We start from the raw sequence: 21398 nt of genomic DNA, 5'->3' as shown, positions 1-21398 counted from the left end.
CTTTGGGGACTGCGACCTGTCAGAAGCGGTATCCGATGCCGATGGCGTAGACGTTCGGATTGAGCTTGAGCGACACGCTCTGGCCCGAGGACAGGTGCGCCGTGGTCTTCAGGAAGCTCTTGTAGTAGGCCACGTCCAGGAACCAGCGCTCGTTGAAGTTGTAGACGAAGCCGATCTGGGGCGTCAGGCCCCATTTGCTGTCCACCGAGGCCGTGGTCGGGTTGGCCAGCGTGCCGCCGGTCAGGCCGTTGAGGGAGGCCGTGGTGCGCTCGCCGAAGAACTTGGCATAGGTCACGCCCAGGCCCAGGTAGGGGCGGAAGGCGGAGTTGGCCTCGCCGAAGCGGTACTGCGCGAACACGGTGGCGGGCAGCACCTTGGTGCGGCCCAGCTTGCCCGTGCCGGAGATGGCGCCATTGCCCACGAAGTCATGCTTGAACGGCAGGCCCATGGGCACGTCGATGGCCCAGTTGTTGGTGACCATGTAGGTCACGCCGCCCGTGAGCTGGCTGTTGGCCTTCACGTCCACGCGGGTGTCGGGGAAGCTGGGTGTGCTCAGCCAGCCGCTGCTGGTCTGGGGATCGATGCGCGTGGCGCCCAGGCGCACGCTCCAGGTGCCGGCGGACTGGGCGGTGGCGGCCATGCAGGCCGTGGCCATGGCCACGGCGGCGGTGATGCGCAGGAATGTCTTCATGGATGTGTCTCCTCGTGCTGCATGACTGCGATCACAGCCAGCCGGCACGGGCCAGGGTGCGGGAGGCCAGCTGGCTCATCTGCTGATGGCCATAGGGCGTGGGGTGGAAGCTGTCGGCAAAGGCATAGCTCTTCCACCAGTTGGCGCTGGTCTCGCCCACGGGAATGGAGGCGGACAGCGCGGCCTCGGTGCAGGTCGGGAAGCTGTAGGTGGGCAGGCCGTCGGCGCCCACGCCGGTGGCAGGGCAGGCCGCCTTTTTCACGTTGGTGTAGGCGTACTGGGCGGGGTCGGCCATCTGCTGGCGGAACTCGCTGTAGAAATCGATGATGGCCACGCGGCTCTCGCCCGCGAAGCCGTTGGCAACCTGCTGGTTGAAGGCCTTGACCCAGCCGTCGAACACGGTCTCCAGCTGGGCGGCGGCGGCCGAGCCCTGCTGCTGGGCCACCGATTGCAGTACCAGCTGGAAGCGCGGCGTCAGCGTGATGGCCGGCACGTTGAGGATGGCCACGCGCGTGGCGCCCTTGCCCAGCACATTCGCCTGGATGGTGGACACATAGCCCTTGGCCAGGTTCTGCATGTACAGGCCGCCGGCCTGGGCCATGCCGGCCTGGCCCTGCTGCAGCAGCGCACCCAGCGTGGCCGCGTCGATCTTGGTGGACAGCAGCGCCTTGAAGTTGGCGCCCTGGTCCCTGGAAGCGGCCAGGAAGGCGCCGATCACGTCGGCCGCGTCATTGGCGCCGCCGTCGATCACGGCCAGGTCATCGGCCGTGAAGCCAGCCGCGCCGGCCAGCAGGATCTGCTGCGTGATGGAGATGGGCGCCGTGGGCGCGCTGGTGTAGTTGATGCGGCCGCCGCCCACGGCGTAGTTGTTGCACGAGGTGTTGGGCGTGAAGGCCGTGCCGTTGAAGCGCGGGCACAGGGAGATGTTGTACAGGCCCGCCACGCGCTCGGCCCAGACCTGGTTGGAGCCGGCGCCTGTCAGCGTGGCGTTCTGCACGGTGAACTTGTAGCCGAAGGTGCCGCTGTCGGAGAGGCTGTCGCCCATCACCTTGACGGAGGTGATCTTGGCACGGGGGGTGGTGTCGGCGCCGCTGCCGCCACCGCAAGCGGCCAGCAGGCCGGCCGTGGCCAGGGAGGCCGCGAGGATTCGATAACGATTTGCCAAGGTGTGATCTCCGTGAAGTGTTGTGAATAGCACGACCGTGCTTTTTTTGGTGATTGCCATCGTAGCGACAGTCGCACCTTGGCGACACCGGGCAAGTACCGATAGGAATCGCGGGCCGACCGGGCATTTCGCACGCGGGCGAATAGACGATAAATACCGGTCTGGCGCCCGCAGGCAGGACAAGGCCCTTGCCGGGCAGGAGGCGGAAACACAACGGAAAGGGCCTGCAAAAGCAGGCCCTGGAACAGGAGCGCAGGCGGCGTATCAGCGGTCGTGCGCCGTCCAGTCCACCAGCGCATCCCAGGCCGCGCGCGCGGCGGCCGCATTGGCGTGGTTGGCCATGGCCACCAGCACGTATCGGCGGCCGCTGGCGCCATCCACATAGCCGGCCAGGGCCGAGGCATCGCGCAGCGTGCCGGTCTTCAGGTGCGCCATGCCCTGGACGCGGCTGAGGCTGCGGCGCAGCGTGCCATCGACGCCGACGATGGGCATGGAGGCCACGAACTCCGGCATCACGGGCGAGGCCCAGGCCTGCTGCAGCATGCGGCCCAGGCCGGAGGCCGTGATGCGCGCCTCGCGGCTCAGGCCCGCGCCGTTGTCGGCCACGGGCTGCTCGGCCGCACCCCAGCGCGCCTGCCACCACTGGCCCAGCGCCTGGCGCGAGGCCTCGAAGCTGGCCACGCCGGTGCGCTGCATGCCCATGGTCAGGAACACCTGCTGGGCCATGACGTTATTGCTGTATTTGTTGATGTCCCGCACCACCTCGGCCAGCGAGGGCGATTCGCTCTGGAAGGCCGGCTGCAGGCCGGCCGGCACGCGGCCGTCGCGCACGGTGCCCGTGAGCTTGCCGCCCAGCTCGCGCCACATGCCCTCGATGGCGCGCGCCGCGAAGGCCTCGGGCTGGGCCGGCGCCAGCGACCAGCTCTTGTCGCCGCAGCTGGCCGGGAACGTGCCGGCAAAGGCGATGCGCAACGGGTCGGCCATGTCCAGTTGCAGCCGGGCGCGCCAGTCGCCGCACTCGCTGCCTGCCGGCGCCAGGGGCACGGTTTCCTGTTGCTGGATTCCGGCCAGCGGCGGGTCGTATTGCAGCCGCGCCACGCCCGCCGCGGCGTCGGGCACAAAGCCGACCGTCACGGCCTTGTAGTTGACCAGCAGGGCGTCGGGCGCCACGTTGTAGGGGCGCCAGGGCTCGTTGTCGAAGGTGGAGGGATCGTGGGCGGGGACGGAGAACGCGCTGCGGTCCAGCACGATGTCGCCCACGATGACCTTGATGCCCATGCCCTGCAGGCGGCGCAGCATCAGCCACAGCCGCTCCATCACGAGCTTGGGATCGCCCTGGCCCTGGATGTACAGCGGCCCGCGCAGCACGCCGTCCTGCACCGGCCCGCCCAGGAAGACGGGCGTGCGCCAGACATGGGCAGGACCCAGCTGGTCCAGCGCCGCATAGGTGGTGACCAGCTTCATCACCGAGGCCGGGTTCATGGCCACATGGCTTTGCCAGTCCAGGCGCGGAGCGGCCCGGCCATCGACCTCCACCACCAGGGCGGAGACCGCCTCGCGCGGCAGCTTGGCGCGCGCCAGGGCGGCTTCCACGGGAGGCGGCAGCCGGCTTTCGCGCGCAGTCTTGGTGGAAAGGGCCGCCGGTGACGTGGGCGCATCGGCCTGGGCAATGGCCATGCCGGGCAGGGCAGCCGCCGCCAGCAGCGCGGCTGCCAGGCCCCGGTGTGAACGCGGCGTTCCGAGTGAGAAGGCGGAGGAAATCGAGGAAATAAGGAAAGAAGACAGCGAAAGATGCAACATGGCCGGCAAGTCTACGCCGGTCATTGCGGCCATGCCGCGCGCGGGCCGGGCGGGGCACCGATAATCCAGGGCTTGCTGCGGCACCGCCGCCTGCCCCACGCCATGAATCTTCTTGCCCTAGACACCAGTACCGACACCCTCTCCATCGCCGTGCAGCGCGGCGATGCCGTCTGGGAACACAGCGGCCCCGGCGGCCCGCAGACCTCGACCGAGCTGATCCCCGCCATCCTGGCCCTTATGGCCCAGGCCGGACTGGAGTTCGCCGAGCTGCGGGCCATCGTCTTCGGCCGGGGTCCGGGCTCGTTCACAGGCCTGCGCACGGCGTGCTCCGTGGCCCAGGGCCTGGCCTTTGCCGCCCGCGTGCCCGTGCTGCCCATGGACAGCCTGCTGGCCGTGGCCGAGCAGGCGCGCATGCAATACGGCTGCACCGACCTCATCGCCGTGATCGATGCGCGCATGAACGAGGTCTACCACGCCGCCTACCACTGGGCCGATGGCCGCTGGAACGACATCGGCGAGCAAAGCGGCGACTTCGGCCTGTGCGCGCCCGAGGCCCTGCAGCTGCCGCCCGGCACCGTGGTGGCCGGCAACGCCCTGGCCGCCTATGGCGAGCGCCTGGCGCCCCAGGCCAGCCATGTGGCTGCGCTGCCCACGGCCGCCGCCATGCTGCGCCTGGCCCCTGCGATGCTGGCGGCCGACCGCGCCCTGCCGGCCGACCAGGCCCTGCCGCGCTACATCCGCGATAAAGTCGCGCAGACCACGGCCGAGCGCGAGGCTGCCAAGGCGGCAGCCGCGCTTGCTTCACCCGTGCAGACCACAGAGACCCCTCCTGCCCAGGCATGAGCACGCACACGCCACAGCCCTCGCGGCCGCTGCCGCCCCTGACCGACGCCTTGGCGTCGGAGCGGGACAGCGTGCGCTTCGAGCCGCTGAACGTGCTGTGGCTGGACACGCTGCTGCCCGTGGAGCAGCAGGCCTATTCCCATCCCTGGACGCGCGGCAACTTCATCGACGCCATGGCGGCCGGCTATGAAACCCAGCTGCTGGTGGATGCCCAGGGCGGGCTGGTCGGCTACTTCGTCGCCATGATCGTGCTCGACGAGGTGCACCTGCTCAACATCACCGTGGCCCCGGCGCGCCAGCGCCAGGGCTGGGCCCGCATCCTGCTGGACGCCCTGGCCCTGTGGTCGCGCCAGCGCCAGGCCCAATGGATCTGGCTGGAAGTGCGCGAGAGCAATGTCCGCGCACGCAGCATCTACGCCGCGCATGGCTACCAGGAGGTGGGCCTGCGCAAGAACTACTACCCCATGCACGACGGCCCGCGCGAGCATGCCGTGCTCATGAGCCTCAAGCTATGGCCCTGAATCTAGACACCCGCCAGCGGGCCATGCTGCATGCCATGGGCATCACTGTCTGGCTGCCCGAACCCGAGACCGCGCCCGCCGTGCTGTCCGAGGCCCTGGCTGTGCCCGCCGATGCGCCTGCAGCGGCGCCCCTGGCGGATCCGCTGGTGGCCCGCCCCGTGCCGCCGCCCGTGCAGGAGGCGCCCTCCCCGGCGTCTGCTGCACCGGCGCCTGATGCACCGGCGCCTGTCGCCGCGCCAACGCCCGCACGCGTTCAGGCGCCGGTCCAGGCGCCACCGCCTCCCGCACCCGTCATCCCCGAACGCGAACGCCCGCCGCGCCGCTACGTGCAGCAGCCCGTGGCCGGCGCACCGGGCCTGGGCTGGCGGCTGGGCCCCGTGCGTCCCGTGTATGCGGCAACGCCGCCGGCCGGTGATGGCGGCGAAGGCGGCTGGCTGATCCTGCTGGAGCCGCCGGCCAACTCCCTGCCGCTGCCGCCCGCCCGGCGCCCCGGCCCCGACTGCGCGCGCACCGCGCTGGAAGGCGACGCGGCCCGGCTGCTGGACAACATGCTGCGCGCGCTGAACCTGCAGGACCATCCGCGCCTGTACAGCGCCGCCCTGCACCGCGTGCAGCCTCCGGCCGAAGGCCAGGAGGCGCCCGAGGTCCCGGCCCTGCAACCGTCGCTGGAGGCACTGCTGCGCGATCTGCGCCCGGCCTGCGTGCTGGTGCTGGGCCTGGCCACGGCGCGCGCCGTGCTGGGGCGCCAGGAGGCCCTGGGCCGCCTGCGCGCCGAGCCTCACCGCATCGCCGGTGTGCCGGCCGTGGTCAGCTACGACCCCAACTATCTGCTGCGCGCCCCCCAGGCCAAGGCCGGCGCCTGGGCCGACCTGTGCCATGCCCAGGCTTTTGTGACAGGCCGCCAGATGCCCCCTGGAGCCGCTTCCGAATAGCGCGGCCGGCCCGCATGCTGCAGCGCAACGCTGCATAATCCGATGCTTTGCATCTTGGAGAAAGCTCCGTGGAAACCTACCCCAGTTGGTAGCTTTCAACTCCCGGTTGGCCTGTGGGGTTGAAAGCACCCCCGATACCCCGCACGCCTGAGAAGAACACCTGGAGTGAGCCTATGCTCAACATCTTTACGCTGGCCAATGGCCGCCTGGTTCAAGAAGAGATCGAGTCGCTGGAGGAGCTGTCCCGCTTCAAGCCGATCTGGGTGGACCTGGAGTCGCCCACGGTCGAGGAAAAGCGCTGGATCAAGCAGCACTACGAGTTGTCCATCCCCGAAGATGCGATGGACGACGACATCGAGGAATCGGCCCGCTTCTACGAAGAAGACAACGGCGAGCTGCACATCCGCAGCGACTTCCTGATCGACGATGACGAGGACCCCCGCTCCGTGCGCGTGGCCTTCATCGTCAACGAGCACAACAAGAACCTGCGCAGCTGCGGCGTGCTGTTCTCCATCCATGACGAGGACGTGCCGGTCTTCCGGCTGCTGCGCATGCGCGCGCGCCGCGCGCCGGGCCTGATCGACGAGGCCAAGGACGTGCTGCTCAAGCTGTTCGACGCCGACGCCGAGTACTCGGCCGATACGCTCGAAGGCATCTACGACGACCTGGAGAAGGCCAGCAAGATGGTGCTGTCCGGCGACGTGACCGACGACGTGGCCCGCGAAGTGCTGGGCGCCATCGCGCGCCAGGAAGACCTGAACGGCCGCATCCGCCGCAACGTCATGGACACGCGCCGCGCCGTCAGCTTCATGATGCGTTCCAAGATGCTCAATGCCGAGCAGTTCGAGGAAGCGCGCCAGATCCTGCGCGACATCGAATCGCTGGACAGCCACACGGCCTTCCTCTTCGACAAGATCAACTTCCTGATGGATGCCACCGTCGGCTTCATCAACATCAACCAGAACAAGATCATCAAGATCTTCTCGGTGGCCAGCGTGGCCCTGCTGCCGCCCACGCTGATCGCCAGCGTCTACGGCATGAACTTCCGCTTCATGCCCGAGCTGGAATGGGAGTTCGGCTACGTCTACGTCATCGCGCTCATGGTGCTCAGCGCCGTGGGGCCCATGCTCTACTTCCGCAAGCGCGGCTGGCTGAAGTAGCGGCAGCCGGCCCCCTCGGGCCGGGCTTTCTTCAGGCCAGCGCCACGGCCTCGATTTCCACCTTCAACCCGAAATGCAGCGCCCCCGTGGGCACCACGGCGCGCGCGGGCCGGTGCGTGCCGGCCCAGTCGGCATAGAGGCGGTCGAAGGCCGGCCAGTGCGCCATGTCGTCCAGGTACACGCGCACCTGCAGCAGGCGGGGCACGCCGCTGCCGGCCAGCTCCAGCGCCGCCGCCAGATTGGCCAGCGCCTGGCGCGCCTGGTCCTCGAAGCTGGCGTCCACTAGGCGCGTGCCGTCGGGCCGTATGGGCAGCTGCCCTGACACGAAGACCAGCCCCTGGCCCGTGGCCGTGTGGCTGTAGTGGCCGCCCGGCGCAGGCAGGTTCGGCGATGCATGGCGCAGATCGATCCCGTTTTCACCAGCCATGGAGCCGCTCCCAGGTTTGCACCGAGCCATCTGCCGCCAGCGCCTGGTAGGCCGGGAACTGCGCGCCCGTGGCGCAGGCATGGTTGGGCAGGATGCGCAGCCGCGTGCCCAGGGGAAAGCGGGCGGCGATGTCGGCCTCTATCGCGCCATCAGCGCGCGCCAGGATGCCGTGCTCCTGGTTGGCGCCGGTCAGCACGAAGCCCGGCATCACCCGCCCCTGCAGGTCGCAGACCTGGCCGTAGCCGAAGTCCTGCCGCTGTTTCGCTGTGCCCCGGTCGCGGCTCATGGCCATCCAGCCTGCGTCCACGATGGCCCAGCCCTTGTCGGCCTGGTGGCCGATCACGGTGGCCAGCACCGACAGCGCCACGTCCTCGGCCGTGCACACGCCGATGTTGCGCATCACCAGGTCGAAGAACACATAGACGCCTGCGCGCACCTCGGTCACGCCGTCCAGCCGGCATGCCGCCAGCGCGGTGGGCGTGGAGCCCACGCTGACCACGGGGCACGGCAGGCCGGCCGCGCGCAGGGCTTCGGCGGCCTGCACGCAGCCGGCGCGCTCGCGCTCGGCCAGCGCCTGCAGCGCATCGGGCGTGTCCAGCTCGTAGCTGGAGCCGGCATGCGTGAGCACGCCGCCCAGGCGCATGCCGCCGTCGTGCAGCGTGCGGCCAATGGCCAGCAGCAGCGGCGCATCTTCGGCGCCCACGCCGGAGCGGTGGCCGTCGGTGTCGATCTCTATCCATACCTCGAAGGCCTCGCCCTGTTCGCGGCCGAACGCGGCAATGGCCTGGGCCGCCGCCACGCTGTCCACGATGAGCTTGAGATCGCAGCCGCGCCGGCGCAGTTGCAGGGCCTGCGGCAGGCGGTGCAGCGCCATGCTGACTGCATAGAGGATGTCGGTGGTGCCAGCGGCAAAGAACTGCTCGGCCTCCTTCAGGGTGGAGACCGTGATGCCCGAGGCCCCGGCCGCGCGCTGCGCGGCGGCCACGGGCACGCTCTTGCTGGTCTTCACATGGGGGCGCAGGCGCACGCCCTGCGCGTCCATGCGCTGCTGCATGCGGTGGATGTTGCGCTGCATGCGTGCGAGGTCGATCACGGCAGCGGGCGTGTCCAGGGTCAGAAGTGTGTCTTGCATGGTGTTTCTCTCTCCATCGTCAATCCAGGTATTGGCCTTTGGCCTTGAGGGCAGGCACGTCGTTGCGCAGTCCCTGTTCGATCAAGGCGGAGACCGTGGCCGGCACGGCCTGCTCGGGCGACGGCAGCTCCACCCCCAGCGCGGCCATCTGTGCGCGCAGGCCCGCATCGCCCATGGCGTGCTGCAGCGACCGCGTCAGCCGCGCGAGCACCGCCGGCGGCGTGCCGCGTGGTGCGAAGATCGCGTTCCATGAGCGCGCCTGCAGGGGGTGGCCGGCCTCGGCGCTGGCCGCCGTGCCCGGCAGCTGAGCCAGGCGCTGTGTTCCCAGCACCGCAATCGCCTTGATGCGGCCGCCCGCGATCTGCGGCAGCGCCGTCGTCGTCTGGTCGCACATGAAATCGGTCTGTCCGCCCATGAGATCGTTCATGGCAGGCGCGATCCCGCGATAGGGAACATGGGTGGGGCTTTGGCCCAGCGCCGACAGCAGCAGCACGCACCCATAGTGCGATATCGAGCCCACGCCGGCGCTGCCATAGGAGGCTGCGGCCTGGTTGCGCTTGAGCCACTCGGCGAACTGGCGCAGGTCGGAGGCCGGCAGATTGGCACGCGCCAGCAGCAGCATGGGCGCCGCGCCCGCAGGTCCCACTGGGGCGAAGTCGGCCACGGGGTCATAGGGCAGCTTGCGGTACAAGGCCACATTGACCACATGCGTGCCTATGCCGCCAAAGGACAGGGTGTAGCCGTCGGCGGCAGCCTTGCGCGCCTGGTTCAGGCCGATGGTTCCATTGGCGCCACCCAGGTTCTCGATCACCAGGGGTTGGCCCAGATGCTCCCCCATCTTCTGAGCCACGGCACGGGCCAGCGCATCGCTGGGGCCTCCCGGGGGAAACGGCACGACCAGCGTGACCGGCCTGGCCGGAAAGGCAGCGCCGGCCTGCGCCAGGGCTCCCTGGCTCCACGCCATGGCACAGACGATGGACAGGACCGGGAATGCGGACACAAGGGACAACGGCAGGGCTGGACGCAGCTGCATGGCAGGCTCCTCACAAGGGTGGACAGGAAAGGACGGCGGGCACAGCACCGGCTGCACCCTCGGGGTTCAGCCCTGCTGCGGGGAAAAGTCCCTGAGCCAGGGCAGTGCGGGCGCCAGCGTGGGTGCTTCGGCCTCGGCCTGCGGCGCGCCCGTGGGCCGCGACAGGCCCACGCGGTTGTGCCAGAAGGTACGCAGGCCCACGGCCGAGGTGCCGAACAGGTCATAGCCCGATCCGGCCACGAAGGCGGCCTGGCCCGCAGGCAGCCCCAGCCGGTCCAGCGCCAGCTGGTAGGGCCGGGGGTCGGGCTTGTAGAAGCCTGCTGCTTCCGAGGTCACCACCACATCCCAATCCACGCCCAGCAGCGCGGCGGCACGTTGACCCAGGCGCTCGGAGCAATTGGTCACCACGGCCAGGCGGCAGTGCGGGCGCAGGGCGGCCAGCAGCTCGCGTGCGCCATCCCAGGGCTGCAGCTGCTCCCATTGCGCCTCCAGCCTGTCGGCCACCGCCTCGGGCAGGCCCCGGTTGCGGGCCGCCGTGCGCACCAGGTCCTCATAGGGCTGGTAGGCGCCGCAGCCATAGGTCAGGCGCAGGTATTCGGCGCGCCAGTCGCGCCCGGCAGCCTCGCTGCCGGCGGCCGCATTCCAGACGGTCCAGGAGTCCAGCAAGGCGGTCAGCAGGTCGAAGAGCACGGCCCGGGGCCATGCGGCAGAGGTGGGGTATGGGGTGTTCATGCCTTGGCACTGTACGGACCAAGACCATGGTCGTGGTTAAATCCTCCGTCATCAATCGTTAAGGCAAATTGAATGATTGCCATCGAAGACCTGCAGCTTGCCGCCGCCTTGCTACGCGAAAGCTCGCTGAGCGCGGCGGCCCGTGCGCTTGACGTGACACCGCCTGCACTGTCCATGCGCCTGCGCCGACTGGAGGCCGAACTGGGCCTGTCCCTGGCCAACCGCAGCGCGCGGCGCCTGGCGCTGACGCCCGAGGGCGAGCGCTTTGCCCGCGAGGCCGTGCGGCTGCTGGGCCAGATCGAGGAGCTGCGCGACTCGCTGCACGGCGATGCCCGCCAGCTGGGCGGCACGCTGCGCTTGGCCGCGCCCTTTGGCTACGGGCGCAGCCGGCTGGCCCCGGCCCTGGTGCCCTTCACGCGCCAGCACCCGCAACTGAAACTGCAGCTGGACCTGCGCGAAACGCCGTTCCCCGATCGCCACGATGCCGATGCCGTGGTCCACATCGGCACGGTGCGCGACTCCTCCTGGGTGGCGCGCGAGCTGGCTGCCAACGACCGCTGGCTGTGCGCCAGCCCCGGCTACCTGCGCCGCCATGGCACGCCCGCCACGCCGCGCGAATTGCTGGAGCACGCCTGCATCTGCATCCGCGAGAACGAGGAGGATGTGACGCTGTGGCACCTGCGCCCCGCCGCCAGCCGGCGTGCCGTGGACGGCCAGACCCTGCGTGTGACGCCGTCCTATGTGACCAACGATGGCGGCGTGGCCCGCCACTGGGCCGAACAGGGCCTGGGCCTGGTGCTGCGTTCGCAATGGGACATGGCACCGGCCATTGCCGAGGGCCGGCTGGTGCGCGTGCTGCCCGACTGGCATTTCGGCAGCGCGCCCGTCACCCTGCTGGTGCCCACGCGCAAGGGACGCACGGCGCGCGTGCAGGCCCTGGTGACGTTTCTGGAGCAGTGCGCCGCAGCGGGCGCGCTGTAGTGCAGGTCAGGCCGTGCGCGCGGAGGTGTCCCGGGCATCTCTGGCACCGTGGGTGCCCTGGCCGCGCTCGCGCAGCCACAGCACCAGGCCGCAGACCATGACCACCAGCTGCGTGCCCACCAGCAGGCCGAAGCCGGCAACGAAACCGCCACCGGCCGAATGCGATGTCCAGCCGATGACGGCCCCCATGAGCGCAGGCATGAAGCCCGCCACCAGGGTCGCCGTGCCGTTGACGACGCCGTAGGCGCTGGCCACATGCTCGGGCCGCGCGCAGTACTGCACGGTGCTGGGGATGGCCGGGCTCATCAGGCCCCAGCAGAAGTTGGCGGCGATCAGGCAGTAGGCCGCCGCGTAGCGGTCTTCCATGTGGATGGCCAGCCAGATGGCCAACGCCAGGCCCAGGCTGCCGCCGACGAAGATCAGCGGCACCTGGCGGCGCGGCAGGCGGTCGATGACGATGCCGCCGACCAGCACGGCCAATACCGTGGCGTACTGCGGCAGCGAGGCCAGCCAGCCCATCTCGCGCAGCGAAAAGCCGCGCGACTCCAGGTAGGCCGGCAGCCAGTTGCTGCTGCCCCAGAGGTAGGAGAAGAAGGCCGCCGACAGCACGGCCACCAGCACCAGATAGCGCGTGTGCATGGCGCCGCGCACGATCTGGCCGACCTGGCCCACCGCCTCGCCCAGCGAGCGCGGGCGCGGCATGCCGGTGTCCACGCGGGGCATGCGGATGAAGGCCAGCACCAGCGGAATGCCGATGGCCACATTGATCAGGCCCAGCACGTGGAACGAGGTCCGCCAGTCATGGCCGGCCACCAGGTAGCCGATCAGCGGATAGCCCACCGCCAGCCCCAGTCCCGTGCCCATGTTCACGAAGGAGTTGGGCAAGCCGTTCTCGTGGCTCTGGAAATGCGCCTTGATGTAGCTGCCCGCCAGCGAGTACAGCGGTCCTTCGGAGATGCCCAGCAGGATGCGCGAGGCCAGCAGCAGGCCATAGCTGTTCATGGCCGGGGACAGAAAGGACACGGCGCCCCACAGCAGCAGGCCGACCACCAGGCTTCGGCGCACGCCGAAGAGCGCCGCGCAAAACGGCGTCAACACGAAGGAAGAAACGCCGTAGCCCACCATGAAGGCCGTGGCCAGCAGGCCCTGGCGCGTGCGGTCGTCGTGCGTCAGCCCGATGTGGTCCAGAAATCCCTGGTCGAGGATGAGGATCGAAAGGTTGATCCGGTCCACATAGGAGATGGCGACGATGATGAAGAGGCTGATCACCCCCCACCAGCGGGCCGCACGCATATCTTTCATGGCAAGTCTCTATCGCCCGATGGGCTGTATCAGAAGAAGTGGCGCACGCCCACCTCGAAGCCGGAGGAGCGGCCGCCCAGCGTGGTGCCCGGGGCCGACAGGCCCTGCACGCCGATGGACTTGGCCGCGCCGTCCTTGTTCTTGAGGAAGGCCACCGTGCCGTAGACCTGGGTGCGCTTGGACAGGTTGTGCCCGTAGCCCACGCTGATCTTGTTCCAGTCGGCATTGCTGCCGTCGGTGTTGTAGTGGCCGTAGGAGGCCTTGAACTCGCCCATGCCCACGGGCGCGGTCACGCCCAGCTGCAGGGCGGTGACCTTGAGGGCGCCGCGCTTTTCGCTGGCCCACAGCAGCATGGGCTTGGCCACGCCGAAGTCCCAGCTCAGGCCCACGTTGCTGGCCGTGAGGTTGGTCGCATCGCTGTCGCCATAGAACTTGCCCGTGGCCAGTGCGCCGTTGAAGGGGCCCTGGCGGTAGCCGAAGCGCAGGCCGCGGTAGTCGCCCTGGTTCTTGTTGGGCGCGCTGCGCGCCTGCTCGCCCATGGCCACCTGCACCTGGCCGTAGAAGCCGCCCAGGTTCTGCGGCAGGAAGTAGCTGACCGCGTTGCTGATCTGGATGGGCGCGCCGCCCGTGGCCGTGCCCGTGCCGGGAATGCCCAGCATGGTGAAGCCCATGGTGCCGCCCACGCCGTTGGTGAGGAAGGGGTCGAAGATCAGCGTGCTCAGGAAGGTGGCCGAGTCATCGCGGCCCAGGCGCACTTCGCCGAAGTCGCCCGACAGGCTCACGGTGGAGCGGCGGTTGAAGCTCAGGCCGCCACCGCTGGCCTTGCCCGAGCCGCTGTCCACGTCCATGCCCGCCTCCAGCCAGAAGCCAGCGCGCAGGCCGCCACCCAGCTCTTCCGTGCCGCGAAAGCCGATGCGGCTGATGTTGGCGCCGCCCGTGGACAGGCCGGTCTTGGAGGGGCCGGAGCCGTTCAGGTGCGTGACGCCGACATCGACGACGCCGAAGATCTCGACCTTGGACTGCGCCGAAGCGGCACCGGGCAAGGACGCCAGGCAGGCTAGCGCCACGCCCAGCATGGGCGTATGGATGGTTTTCATGGGGTTGTCTCCTCTGGGGTGGTGGCTTGGGGGTGGTGGGTTGTTGCCGTGCAGGTCTGATTGCCTGCTCAGATATCGAGCACTAAACGTTCGCTCTTGCAGCCGGAAACGCAGACCATCATCACTTTGTTGCTGGCCTTTTCCTTGGGGCTGAGCACCGAGTCGCGGTGGTCCGGAATGCCTTCGAGCACACGCGTCTCGCAGGAGCCGCAGACGCCTTCGCAGCAGCTGTGGTCCATCTGGATGCCGGCATCCAGCAGGGTGTCGAGCAGCGACTTCTCGGGCGTGATCTCGATGAAGCGGCCGCTGCGCTTGAGCTCCACCGTGTAGTTGCTGCGCGCGTCATCGGCGGCCTTGACCTCCACGGGCGTGAAGCGCTCGATGTGGGCGTTGGCGTGGCCCAGCTCGGCGCAGAACTTCTCGAAGGCGTCCAGCATGGGCGTGGGGCCGCAGGCGTAGTGGTGCGTGCCCGCGTCGGGCTGGCGTTGGGCCAGCAGCGCGCGCAGGTCGGGCGGGCCGCCGGCCTCGCTGTCGAAGTGCAGGTGCAGCGGCATGCCCAGCGCCTGCAGCTCTTCCAGGAAGGCCGCGCCCTTGCGCTCGCGGGCGAAGTACAGCATCTCGAACGAGCGGCCCTGGCCCTTGAGCCGGCGCGCCATGCACAGCAGCGGCGTGATGCCGATGCCGCCGGCCACCAGCACGGTGTGCGCGGCGCTTTCGTCCAGCGCGAAATGGTTGCGCGGCTCGGAGATGGTGATGGGCATGCCCACGCGCAGCGACTCGTGCACGCAGCGCGAGCCGCCGCGGCTGGCGCGGTCGCGCAGCACGCCGACCACGTAGCGGTGGCGCTCTTCGCTGGGGTTGCTCAGCGAGTAGCTGCGCACCAGGCCGTTGGGCAGGTGCAGATCGATGTGCGAGCCCGGCGTGAAGGCGGGAAGCTCCCCGCCCGCCACGGGCCGCAGGTCCACGCTGATGGTGTCCTGGGCCTCGAAGCGCAGCGTGTGCACGAAGGCCTGGAGGTTGGTGCTCATGATGCGGCGCCTTCGTCGATCTGCTCCTGGGCCAGGCGGCGCAGGTGGCGGCGCAGGCGCACCAGGCCGATGTCGTGCTGGTAGAGGTTCTCGCGCTCGTTGGCGTCCAGCTCCATCTGCTCCATCATGATCCGGTCCTGCTCCAGCACGGCCCAGTGGCGCGCCTCCAGGCGGTTGCGGTACAGGAAGCGCCAGGTGTCGCGCATCCAGCCCTGCACCTTGCGGCAGCGCCAGAAGAACACGGAGCACAGGTCGGCGCTGATGGGCGTGACGCAGGCCACGATGGCGAAGTTGCCGCCGGGGCCGCCGGTCTTGGGATAGGGGATTTCCAGGCGCATCCAGTGCACGCCCGTGCTGCCCCACTCGGTCCAGTCGAAGTTCACGCCGCGCTGGCCCACCTTCTCGAAGACGAAGCCGTCATCGGTCTCGCGCACCTGGAACGTGGCCTTGCTGTCGCCCTCGGCCATGGAGTGCGACTGCTTGTGCAGGAAGGTACCGTGCATGGGGTCCATGACGTTGTCCAGCGCATAGCGGTAGTCGCTGCGCCACTCGGCATAGCACAGGAAGTTGGAGTACTCGGGCGAGGTCAGCTCCTCGGGCAGCGTGAACTCGGGCGCCTCGTCAACGGCCTTGTCGCTGTTGTAGAGAAAAATGGCGCCATGCACCTCGCGTGCATGGAAGGCCAGCGCCGCGCGCGAGCCTTCGAGCTTGCAGCCGGGGCTGCCGGGCACCTTGGTCACCGTGCCGTCGCAGCGCACTTCCACGCCGTGGTAGGGGCAGGCCAGGCGGTCGCCCAGGATCACGCCCTGCGACAGCGGCGCGCCGCGGTGCGGGCAATGGTCTTCCAGCGCGTGGACCTGGCCGGCGGCATCGCGCCACAGCGCGATCTTGCGGCCGAAGCGGCGCACCGACACGGGCTGGGTCTTCACGAAGTCCGAGGGGCAGACCGCGTACCAGAGGTTCTTCAGGCCTTTGTTGAGCAGGCCGTCCACCGGGTCGATGGTGATGGTTTGTACGTTCATGGGGCTCTCCAGTCCTGCTCGGTATCAATAGCCCAGCCGCGCCATCAGCGCCTGGAAGCTGTCTTCGGTCCAGGCCTGGCCGTTTTCGCCGGCGGGGCCGCTGCGGTTGAGATAGGCCACCAGTTCGGGCAGGGTCTGCACGCCTTCGCCGAAGGCGCGTTCGATGGAATCGCCCAGCAGGTCTTCCATCAGGGTGGGGGCACGTTCGCGCGCCTGGTGCGGCTCGAGATAGCGATCAGCGGCCATGGTTCTCTCCTTCGAAAACTGTCTTGTGTGGGGTTGGCTGCGCTCAGTCGGCGCGGATGTCCAGGTCTTTGATTAGCTTGCCGAAGCGATTGAAATCGGCGGCATTCGTCTTTTCCAGGCGCGCGGGCTCGCCGCCTGCGGGCAGCGCGCCGAAGGTGGCCATCTTGGAGACCACGTCGGGCATCTTCAGGATCTCGTTGAGGTGCGTGTTCAGCAGCTTCACGGTCTCGGGCGACATGCCCTTGGGGCCGAACAGGCCCTGCCATGCGGACACTTCCACATCCTTGACGCCCAGCTCGGCCAGGGTGGGCACATTGGGGGCCAGCGCGCTGCGCTGGCTGTCGGCCACGGCCAGGGCGGTGACCTTGCCGCCGACGTAGGGCGCGATCGGTCCCCAGGTCATGAAGGTCGTGGGCACATGGCCGCCGATCAGGTCGTTGACGGCAGGTGCCACGCCCTTGTAGGGAATGTGGGCGATGCGCGTGCCGGCGGCGCGGTTGAACATCTCGCCCAGGATGTGCATGGGCGAGCCGCTGCCGGGGCTGGCGTAGGTCAGGCCGTCGCGCTTGCCCTGGGCGATCAGGGTCTTCATGTCCTTGATGCCCGAAGCCTGGTTGGTGGCCACGAACATGGGCTGCACGCTGGTCTGCACGATGGGCGTGAAGCCGTGCAGCACGTCGTAGCTGGAGCCCGAGGCCGTCTTGAGCACGAACTGCGCGATGGCGAAGGTATTGGGCGCCAGCAGCAGCGTGTAGCCGTCCGGCGAGGCCTTGGCCACATGCACGCTGCCGATGGTGCCGCTGGCGCCGGGGCGGTTGTCCACCAGCACGGGCTGGCCCAGGCGCGTGGACAGCTTCTCGGCATACAGGCGCGCCATGGCATCGGTGTCGCCACCGGCCGGATAGGCCACGATGATGGTGATGGGCTTGGCCGGATAGGCCTGGGCCATCGCGGTGCCGGACAGCGTGGCTGCAGCCAGGAATGCAGCGGCAAGAGAAACCTGGCGACGTGTCTTGTTCATGGTGGGGGCCGTGGGGTGGTTGGGTTGTGGGGGTAGGCCGTCAGGCGCGGTCTCAATGCCGCTTGTCGGTGATGAATTTCCCGTCGCTGGTACCCACGCCCTTTTGGCGCCGGGTGTTGCCGTCGATGCCGCCATCGATGGCCCATTCGGCAAACACCGTGGGGCCGGGCTCGAACTCGCGGGGCTGCCAGTCGGCGGTGAGCTGGTCCTCGTCGGCGTAGTACTCGACCAGGGCGCCGGCCGGATTGCGGAAGTACCAGAAATAGGCCGAGGACACGGGATGGCGGCCCGGGCCCAGCTGGGTGTCCCAGCCGCAGCGCGAGATGTGCATGCCGCCGCCGAAGACCTCGTGGATGTCGCGCACCGTGAAGGCCACGTGGTTCAGGCCCGCGTCCTTGGCGGGGCGCTGCAGCAGGAAGATGTCGTGGTGGCCGCCGTCGGGCGCGCAGCGCAGGAAGGCACCGCGCTCGGGGTAGCGGTCCGAGGCTGCGAAGCCGAAGTTGTCCACGTAGAAGCGCTCGCAGGCCTGCACGTCCTTGACGAAGAACACCACATGGCCGACCTCGATGGGCTGGGCGCGCTCGTAGGCCGGGCTGGCCTGGTTGACGCGGTCCTTGCGGTCCCAGGTGTTGTAGGCGGCGCCTTGCACATCCACATCACGCTTTTGCGTGACCTGCAGGCGCACGGACAGGCCGTTGGGGTCGGTGCAGCCTATGCGCCCCTGGCCCTGTGTGAAGCCCGGCAACGCGGCAATGCGGCTGGCGTACAGCGCAAGGTCCGCCTCGCTTTCCACACCCCAGACCACTTCGCGCAGCGTGGGGCCGGCCTCGATGGCGGGCGGCAGATCGGGATGGTCCACGGCGGCCACGATCACGCGGCAGCCGTTGAGGGTCTCGAACACCAGCCGGTCGTCCGCTTCCTGCACCAGCGCCAGGCCCCAGTCCAGGAAGAAGCGGCGGCAGGTGGCCAGGTCGTCCGCGCCGTAGGTGATTTCGTCTATGCCCAGTACGCTCATGTCGATTCCCTTTCAGTTCGCCCAGGCCAAAGGCTGGTCGTTCAAGCCCCAGTACATGCTCTTTTGCTCCATGTACTGCTGTATGCCCAGCCGTCCCTTCTCGCGGCCCAGGCCGCTGTCGCGCCAGCCGCCGAAGGGCGTGGAGATGGAGAACTGCTTGTAGGTGTTGATCCAGACCGTGCCGGCCTGCACGGCGCGGCCAATGCGCCAGGCGCTCTTGTAGTCGCGCGTCCAGATGCCGGCGGCCAGCGCGTAGACGCTGTCATTGGCCTGGGCGAGCAGGTCGTCCTCGTTGTCGAAGGGCATGGCCACGAGCACGGGGCCGAAGATTTCCTGCTGGCAGATCTGCCAGTCGTTCTTCACGCCGTCGATGATGGTCGGGCGGTAGTAGTAGCCGCGCTCGAACTGCGCGCCCTCGGGCCGCTGGCCGCCCGTGAGCAGCCGGCCGCCCTCGGACAGGCCCAGGGCCACATAGCTCTCTATGGATTCGCGGTGCTTGGCGGTGATCAGCGGCCCCATCTGCGTACGCTCGTCGGCCGGGTCGCCCACCTGCAGCGCGGCGGCCTTGGCCGTCAGGCGCTGCATGAATTCGGCATGCAGGCTGCGCGCCACGAACAGGCGCGAGCCCGCGATGCACGACTCGCCCGAGGAGCTGAAGATGCCGTAGAGCACGCCGTTGACGGCATGGTCGATGTCGGCATCGGCCAGCACCATGGTGGCCGACTTGCCGCCCAGCTCCAGCGAGACCGGCATCATCTTGTCGGCCGCGATGTGGGCGATGTGCTTGCCCGTGGACGTGCCGCCCGTGAACGACACGCGCTTGACCAGCGGATGCTTGGTGATGGCATCGCCGATCACCGAGCCACGGCCCGGCAGCACGCTGACCAGGCCCTTGGGCACGCCGGCCTCTTCGCAGATCCTGGCCAGCTCCAGCGCCAGCAGCGGCGTGGCCTCGGCGGGCTTGACGACCACGGCGTTGCCGGCGGCCAGCGCGGGCGCCAGCTTTTGCGCCTCGCTGGCGATCGGCGAGTTCCACGGCGTGATGGCCGCCACCACGCCCATGGGCTCGTACACGCTCATGGTCATGAAGTCGCCGCGCGAGGGCGTGATGGTTTCCTCCATGGTCTCGCAGGCGGCTGCAAAGAACTGGAAGGTGGCGGCGGCGCTGGCCACCAGCATGCGTGTTTCCTTGATGGGCTTGCCGTTGTCCAGGCGCTGCAGCTGGGCCAGGGGCTCGGCGCGCTCGCGGATCAGCTGGGCCACGCGGTGCAGCACGGCCGCGCGCTCATGGGGCTTTTTCTGGGCCCAGCCGCTGGTGCGGAAGGCGTGGTCGGCCTTCTGGATGGCCTCCTCCACATCCTCCAGGCTGGGCGCGCGCAGGCGGCCCACCACTTCGCCGGTGGCGGGATAGAGCGTGGTGGATTCGCCGCCGCCGCCCAGGCGCCATTCGCCGGCGATATTGATGGGGAGCAGTTCCAGGTTCGACATGGTGAGCCTCTCTCGTTCGTTCGAATCCAGCCGCCTCAGGCGGCCTTGGACGCCGTGGTGGTGGCCGGGATCTGGTCCAGCTTGTTCACGGGCGGGCCAGAGAACGTGGCCTTGAAATTGCCGATGGCGCGCATGTCGATCTCCAGCAGGAAGGGGCCCTTCTTCGGCCAGGCCGAGGCCAGCACGGCCGGCAGCTCCTTGAGGTCTTGCACGCGGGCATGGGGCAGCTGGATGGAGGCGCACAGCTGCGCGTAGTCGGGCGTGTGCAGCTCCACATAGCAGCGGCGGCCGCCGTAGGAGGCATCCTGGATGTTCTGGATCACGCCGTAGCGCTGGTCGTTCATCAGCACGATCAGGGTGTCGCACTCTTCCTGCACCAGCGTGGCCAGCTCGCCCAGGTTCAGGATGAAGCCGCCATCGCCCGCCAGGCCCAGCGTCTTGCGGCCCGAGCCGCTGACCGCCGCGCCCACGGCCGCGCCGATGGCCATGGGCATGCCCATGCCGATGCCGCCGCCCGTGGCGTGCACGCCCGCGTTGGGCTCGAAAAAGCGCAGCTCGCGGTTGCCCCAGGTGCTGTTGGAGACGGTCACGTCGCGCACCCAGTTGAAGTTGCGGCCCACGGCCTTTTGCAGCTCCTGCACCAGCACGCTGTACGGGCCCAGGCCGTCGCGCATGGTGGCCACGGCCTCGTCGTGCACCTGGCGCAGGTCGGCCAGCAGCTCGGGGTCGGCCTTGTAGCCGCGCGCCTCCAGCCGGTCGGCCAGGCCCGTCAGCGCCAGGGCCGAGTCGCCGCAGACAAAGCCGTCATCGGCATAGCAGCGGCCCTGCTGGGCGGCGTCCACATCGATGCGCAGCAGCGGGCGCGGCAGCTTCAGTTCGTACTTCAACGTTTCGTTGCTGCGCAGGCGCGTGCCCACGGCCAGCATGGCGTCGCAGCGCTGGTAGAAGGCCTCCACGGGCTTTTGGATGTTGTAGGCGCCCAGCGAGGCCGGATCGTCCTCGGCCACGATGCCGCGGCCCTGGCCCGTGCTGACGATGCCGAAGCCCAGCGCCTTCAGGCGCTGCACGGCAGCGACTGCGTGGCGTGCGCCGCCACCCAGCCACAGCAGCGGGCGGCGTGCCTTGGCCAGCGTGTCGGCCAGCGCATCCAGCGATGCCTCGCTGGGGGCCAGCACGGCCACCGGCAGCGGCGACAGGTCGGCCGGCATGTCGATCACGGTCTGCTGGATGTCGATGGGAATCTCCACGCTCACCGGACCGGTCGGCGCGGTCATGGCGGCCTGCACGGCGGCCTTCAGGGTGGACAGGCAGGTCTCGGCGCTGCGCACGCGGAACGCCGCCTTGGACACGGCGCCCAGCATGGTCAGCTGGTCGGGCGCCTCGTGGATGTACGACAGCTTCTGGTCCAGGTACTGCGTCTCGATCTGGCCCGTGATGTGCAGCAGCGGCGTGCCGGCCGTATAGGCCTCCACCAGGCTGCCCGCAATGTTGCCTGCGGCCGGGCCGGTGCTGGTGATGCACACGCCCAGGCTGGAGGTGGAACGCGCGCAGGCATCGGCCATGTTGCCGGCGCCGGCCTCGCCGCGCGCCATCACGAAGCGGACCCTGCCGCGCGCATGCATCGCGTCCAGGATGGGCATGTTGTGGATGGAGATCACCCCGAACGCGGCCTGCACGCCGCAGTGTTCGAGGAACTGGGCCACAACGGCGCCGACGGTGATTTTGGATGCGGAAGAAGTCATGTTCTGCTTTGAATCGGGTG

The 21398-nt window shown here is 69.1% G+C and carries 21 protein-coding genes; 5 read left to right on the top strand and 16 right to left on the bottom strand.

The window, feature by feature from the left end:
- Positions 1-19 precede the first annotated feature (19 nt).
- The 3 genes from ACF8ML_RS23485 to dacB all read right to left on the bottom strand — a co-directional run bounded on the left by ACF8ML_RS23485 (position 20) and on the right by dacB (position 3689).
- Complete coding sequence (locus tag ACF8ML_RS23485) at positions 20-691, bottom strand: OmpW family protein (protein WP_016449118.1); 672 nt, start codon at positions 689-691, stop codon at positions 20-22.
- 31 nt (positions 692-722) lie between these two features.
- Complete coding sequence (locus tag ACF8ML_RS23480; protein WP_160851538.1) at positions 723-1856, bottom strand: SGNH/GDSL hydrolase family protein; 1134 nt, start codon at positions 1854-1856, stop codon at positions 723-725.
- A 264-nt stretch (positions 1857-2120) separates the two neighbouring features.
- Entirely contained in the window at positions 2121-3689 is a 1569-nt protein-coding gene (gene dacB, locus ACF8ML_RS23475) for a D-alanyl-D-alanine carboxypeptidase/D-alanyl-D-alanine-endopeptidase (RefSeq protein WP_034363446.1), read from the bottom strand.
- Between the two features lie 69 nt (positions 3690-3758).
- Between dacB and tsaB the strand changes: the two genes are divergently transcribed.
- The 4 genes from tsaB to corA all read left to right on the top strand — a co-directional run bounded on the left by tsaB (position 3759) and on the right by corA (position 7112).
- Positions 3759-4499: a tRNA (adenosine(37)-N6)-threonylcarbamoyltransferase complex dimerization subunit type 1 TsaB gene (tsaB, locus tag ACF8ML_RS23470; RefSeq protein WP_016449115.1), complete on the top strand. Its 741-nt coding sequence runs from the start codon at positions 3759-3761 to the stop codon at positions 4497-4499.
- Complete coding sequence (gene rimI / locus ACF8ML_RS23465) at positions 4496-5020, top strand: ribosomal protein S18-alanine N-acetyltransferase (protein WP_016449114.1); 525 nt, start codon at positions 4496-4498, stop codon at positions 5018-5020. The genes tsaB and rimI overlap by 4 nt, the downstream gene beginning before the upstream one ends.
- Positions 5011-5952: a uracil-DNA glycosylase family protein gene (locus tag ACF8ML_RS23460; RefSeq protein WP_392408144.1), complete on the top strand. Its 942-nt coding sequence runs from the start codon at positions 5011-5013 to the stop codon at positions 5950-5952. Before rimI ends, ACF8ML_RS23460 begins: the two co-directional genes overlap by 10 nt.
- Positions 5953-6125: 173 nt before the next feature.
- Complete coding sequence (gene corA, locus ACF8ML_RS23455) at positions 6126-7112, top strand: magnesium/cobalt transporter CorA (RefSeq protein WP_016449112.1); 987 nt, start codon at positions 6126-6128, stop codon at positions 7110-7112.
- A 31-nt stretch (positions 7113-7143) separates the two neighbouring features.
- Here the strand turns inward: corA and ACF8ML_RS23450 are convergent, their stop codons facing one another.
- From ACF8ML_RS23450 to ACF8ML_RS23435, 4 genes are all read right to left on the bottom strand, one after another.
- On the bottom strand, positions 7144-7539 hold the full coding sequence (locus ACF8ML_RS23450) for a RidA family protein (RefSeq protein ID WP_047326343.1): 396 nt from the start codon (positions 7537-7539) through the stop codon (positions 7144-7146).
- Positions 7529-8671 carry a DSD1 family PLP-dependent enzyme gene (locus tag ACF8ML_RS23445; RefSeq protein ID WP_047326344.1) on the bottom strand — a complete coding sequence of 381 codons (1143 nt, stop codon included), beginning with the start codon at positions 8669-8671 and terminating at the stop codon, positions 7529-7531. The genes ACF8ML_RS23450 and ACF8ML_RS23445 overlap by 11 nt, the downstream gene beginning before the upstream one ends.
- 19 nt (positions 8672-8690) lie before the next feature.
- Positions 8691-9704: a tripartite tricarboxylate transporter substrate binding protein BugD gene (locus ACF8ML_RS23440; protein WP_012202902.1), complete on the bottom strand. Its 1014-nt coding sequence runs from the start codon at positions 9702-9704 to the stop codon at positions 8691-8693.
- A gap of 66 nt (positions 9705-9770) precedes the next feature.
- Entirely contained in the window at positions 9771-10436 is a 666-nt protein-coding gene (locus ACF8ML_RS23435; protein ID WP_034363438.1) for an HAD family hydrolase, read from the bottom strand.
- A 72-nt stretch (positions 10437-10508) separates the two neighbouring features.
- On the opposite strand from ACF8ML_RS23435, the gene ACF8ML_RS23430 reads away from it, so the two are divergent.
- Positions 10509-11417, top strand: coding sequence for a LysR family transcriptional regulator (locus ACF8ML_RS23430; protein ID WP_043789127.1), 909 nt, complete (start codon positions 10509-10511; stop codon positions 11415-11417).
- Between the two features lie 6 nt (positions 11418-11423).
- Here ACF8ML_RS23430 and ACF8ML_RS23425 read toward each other — a convergent pair whose 3' ends face one another.
- The 9 genes from ACF8ML_RS23425 to ACF8ML_RS23385 all read right to left on the bottom strand — a co-directional run bounded on the left by ACF8ML_RS23425 (position 11424) and on the right by ACF8ML_RS23385 (position 21378).
- Positions 11424-12719, bottom strand: a complete 1296-nt coding sequence (locus ACF8ML_RS23425) for an MFS transporter (protein ID WP_392408143.1) — start codon at positions 12717-12719, stop codon at positions 11424-11426.
- A gap of 29 nt (positions 12720-12748) precedes the next feature.
- Complete coding sequence (locus tag ACF8ML_RS23420) at positions 12749-13816, bottom strand: porin (RefSeq protein ID WP_012202898.1); 1068 nt, start codon at positions 13814-13816, stop codon at positions 12749-12751.
- A gap of 68 nt (positions 13817-13884) precedes the next feature.
- Positions 13885-14844: a PDR/VanB family oxidoreductase gene (locus tag ACF8ML_RS23415; protein ID WP_016449105.1), complete on the bottom strand. Its 960-nt coding sequence runs from the start codon at positions 14842-14844 to the stop codon at positions 13885-13887.
- Positions 14841-15866: a Rieske 2Fe-2S domain-containing protein gene (locus tag ACF8ML_RS23410; RefSeq protein ID WP_392408142.1), complete on the bottom strand. Its 1026-nt coding sequence runs from the start codon at positions 15864-15866 to the stop codon at positions 14841-14843. Before ACF8ML_RS23410 ends, ACF8ML_RS23415 begins: the two co-directional genes overlap by 4 nt.
- A gap of 24 nt (positions 15867-15890) precedes the next feature.
- Positions 15891-16112: a recombinase-like helix-turn-helix domain-containing protein gene (locus ACF8ML_RS23405; protein WP_012202895.1), complete on the bottom strand. Its 222-nt coding sequence runs from the start codon at positions 16110-16112 to the stop codon at positions 15891-15893.
- A 43-nt stretch (positions 16113-16155) separates the two neighbouring features.
- Positions 16156-17133: a tripartite tricarboxylate transporter substrate binding protein gene (locus ACF8ML_RS23400; protein ID WP_047217886.1), complete on the bottom strand. Its 978-nt coding sequence runs from the start codon at positions 17131-17133 to the stop codon at positions 16156-16158.
- 52 nt (positions 17134-17185) lie between these two features.
- Positions 17186-18148: a VOC family protein gene (locus tag ACF8ML_RS23395; RefSeq protein WP_016449101.1), complete on the bottom strand. Its 963-nt coding sequence runs from the start codon at positions 18146-18148 to the stop codon at positions 17186-17188.
- 12 nt (positions 18149-18160) lie between these two features.
- Positions 18161-19636, bottom strand: a complete 1476-nt coding sequence (locus ACF8ML_RS23390; protein ID WP_012202892.1) for an aldehyde dehydrogenase — start codon at positions 19634-19636, stop codon at positions 18161-18163.
- Between the two features lie 35 nt (positions 19637-19671).
- Positions 19672-21378 carry a thiamine pyrophosphate-binding protein gene (locus ACF8ML_RS23385; RefSeq protein WP_392408141.1) on the bottom strand — a complete coding sequence of 569 codons (1707 nt, stop codon included), beginning with the start codon at positions 21376-21378 and terminating at the stop codon, positions 19672-19674.
- Positions 21379-21398: the final 20 nt, after the last annotated feature.

Origin of the sequence: Delftia sp. WSY_10 (genome assembly GCF_043104705.1) — a bacterium.
In the GTDB taxonomy this organism is placed as follows: Bacteria; Pseudomonadota; Gammaproteobacteria; order Burkholderiales; family Burkholderiaceae_C; genus Comamonas; species Comamonas tsuruhatensis.
Note: the sequence above shows the minus strand (reverse complement) of the source record. Positions and strands in the feature narration are given on the sequence as shown.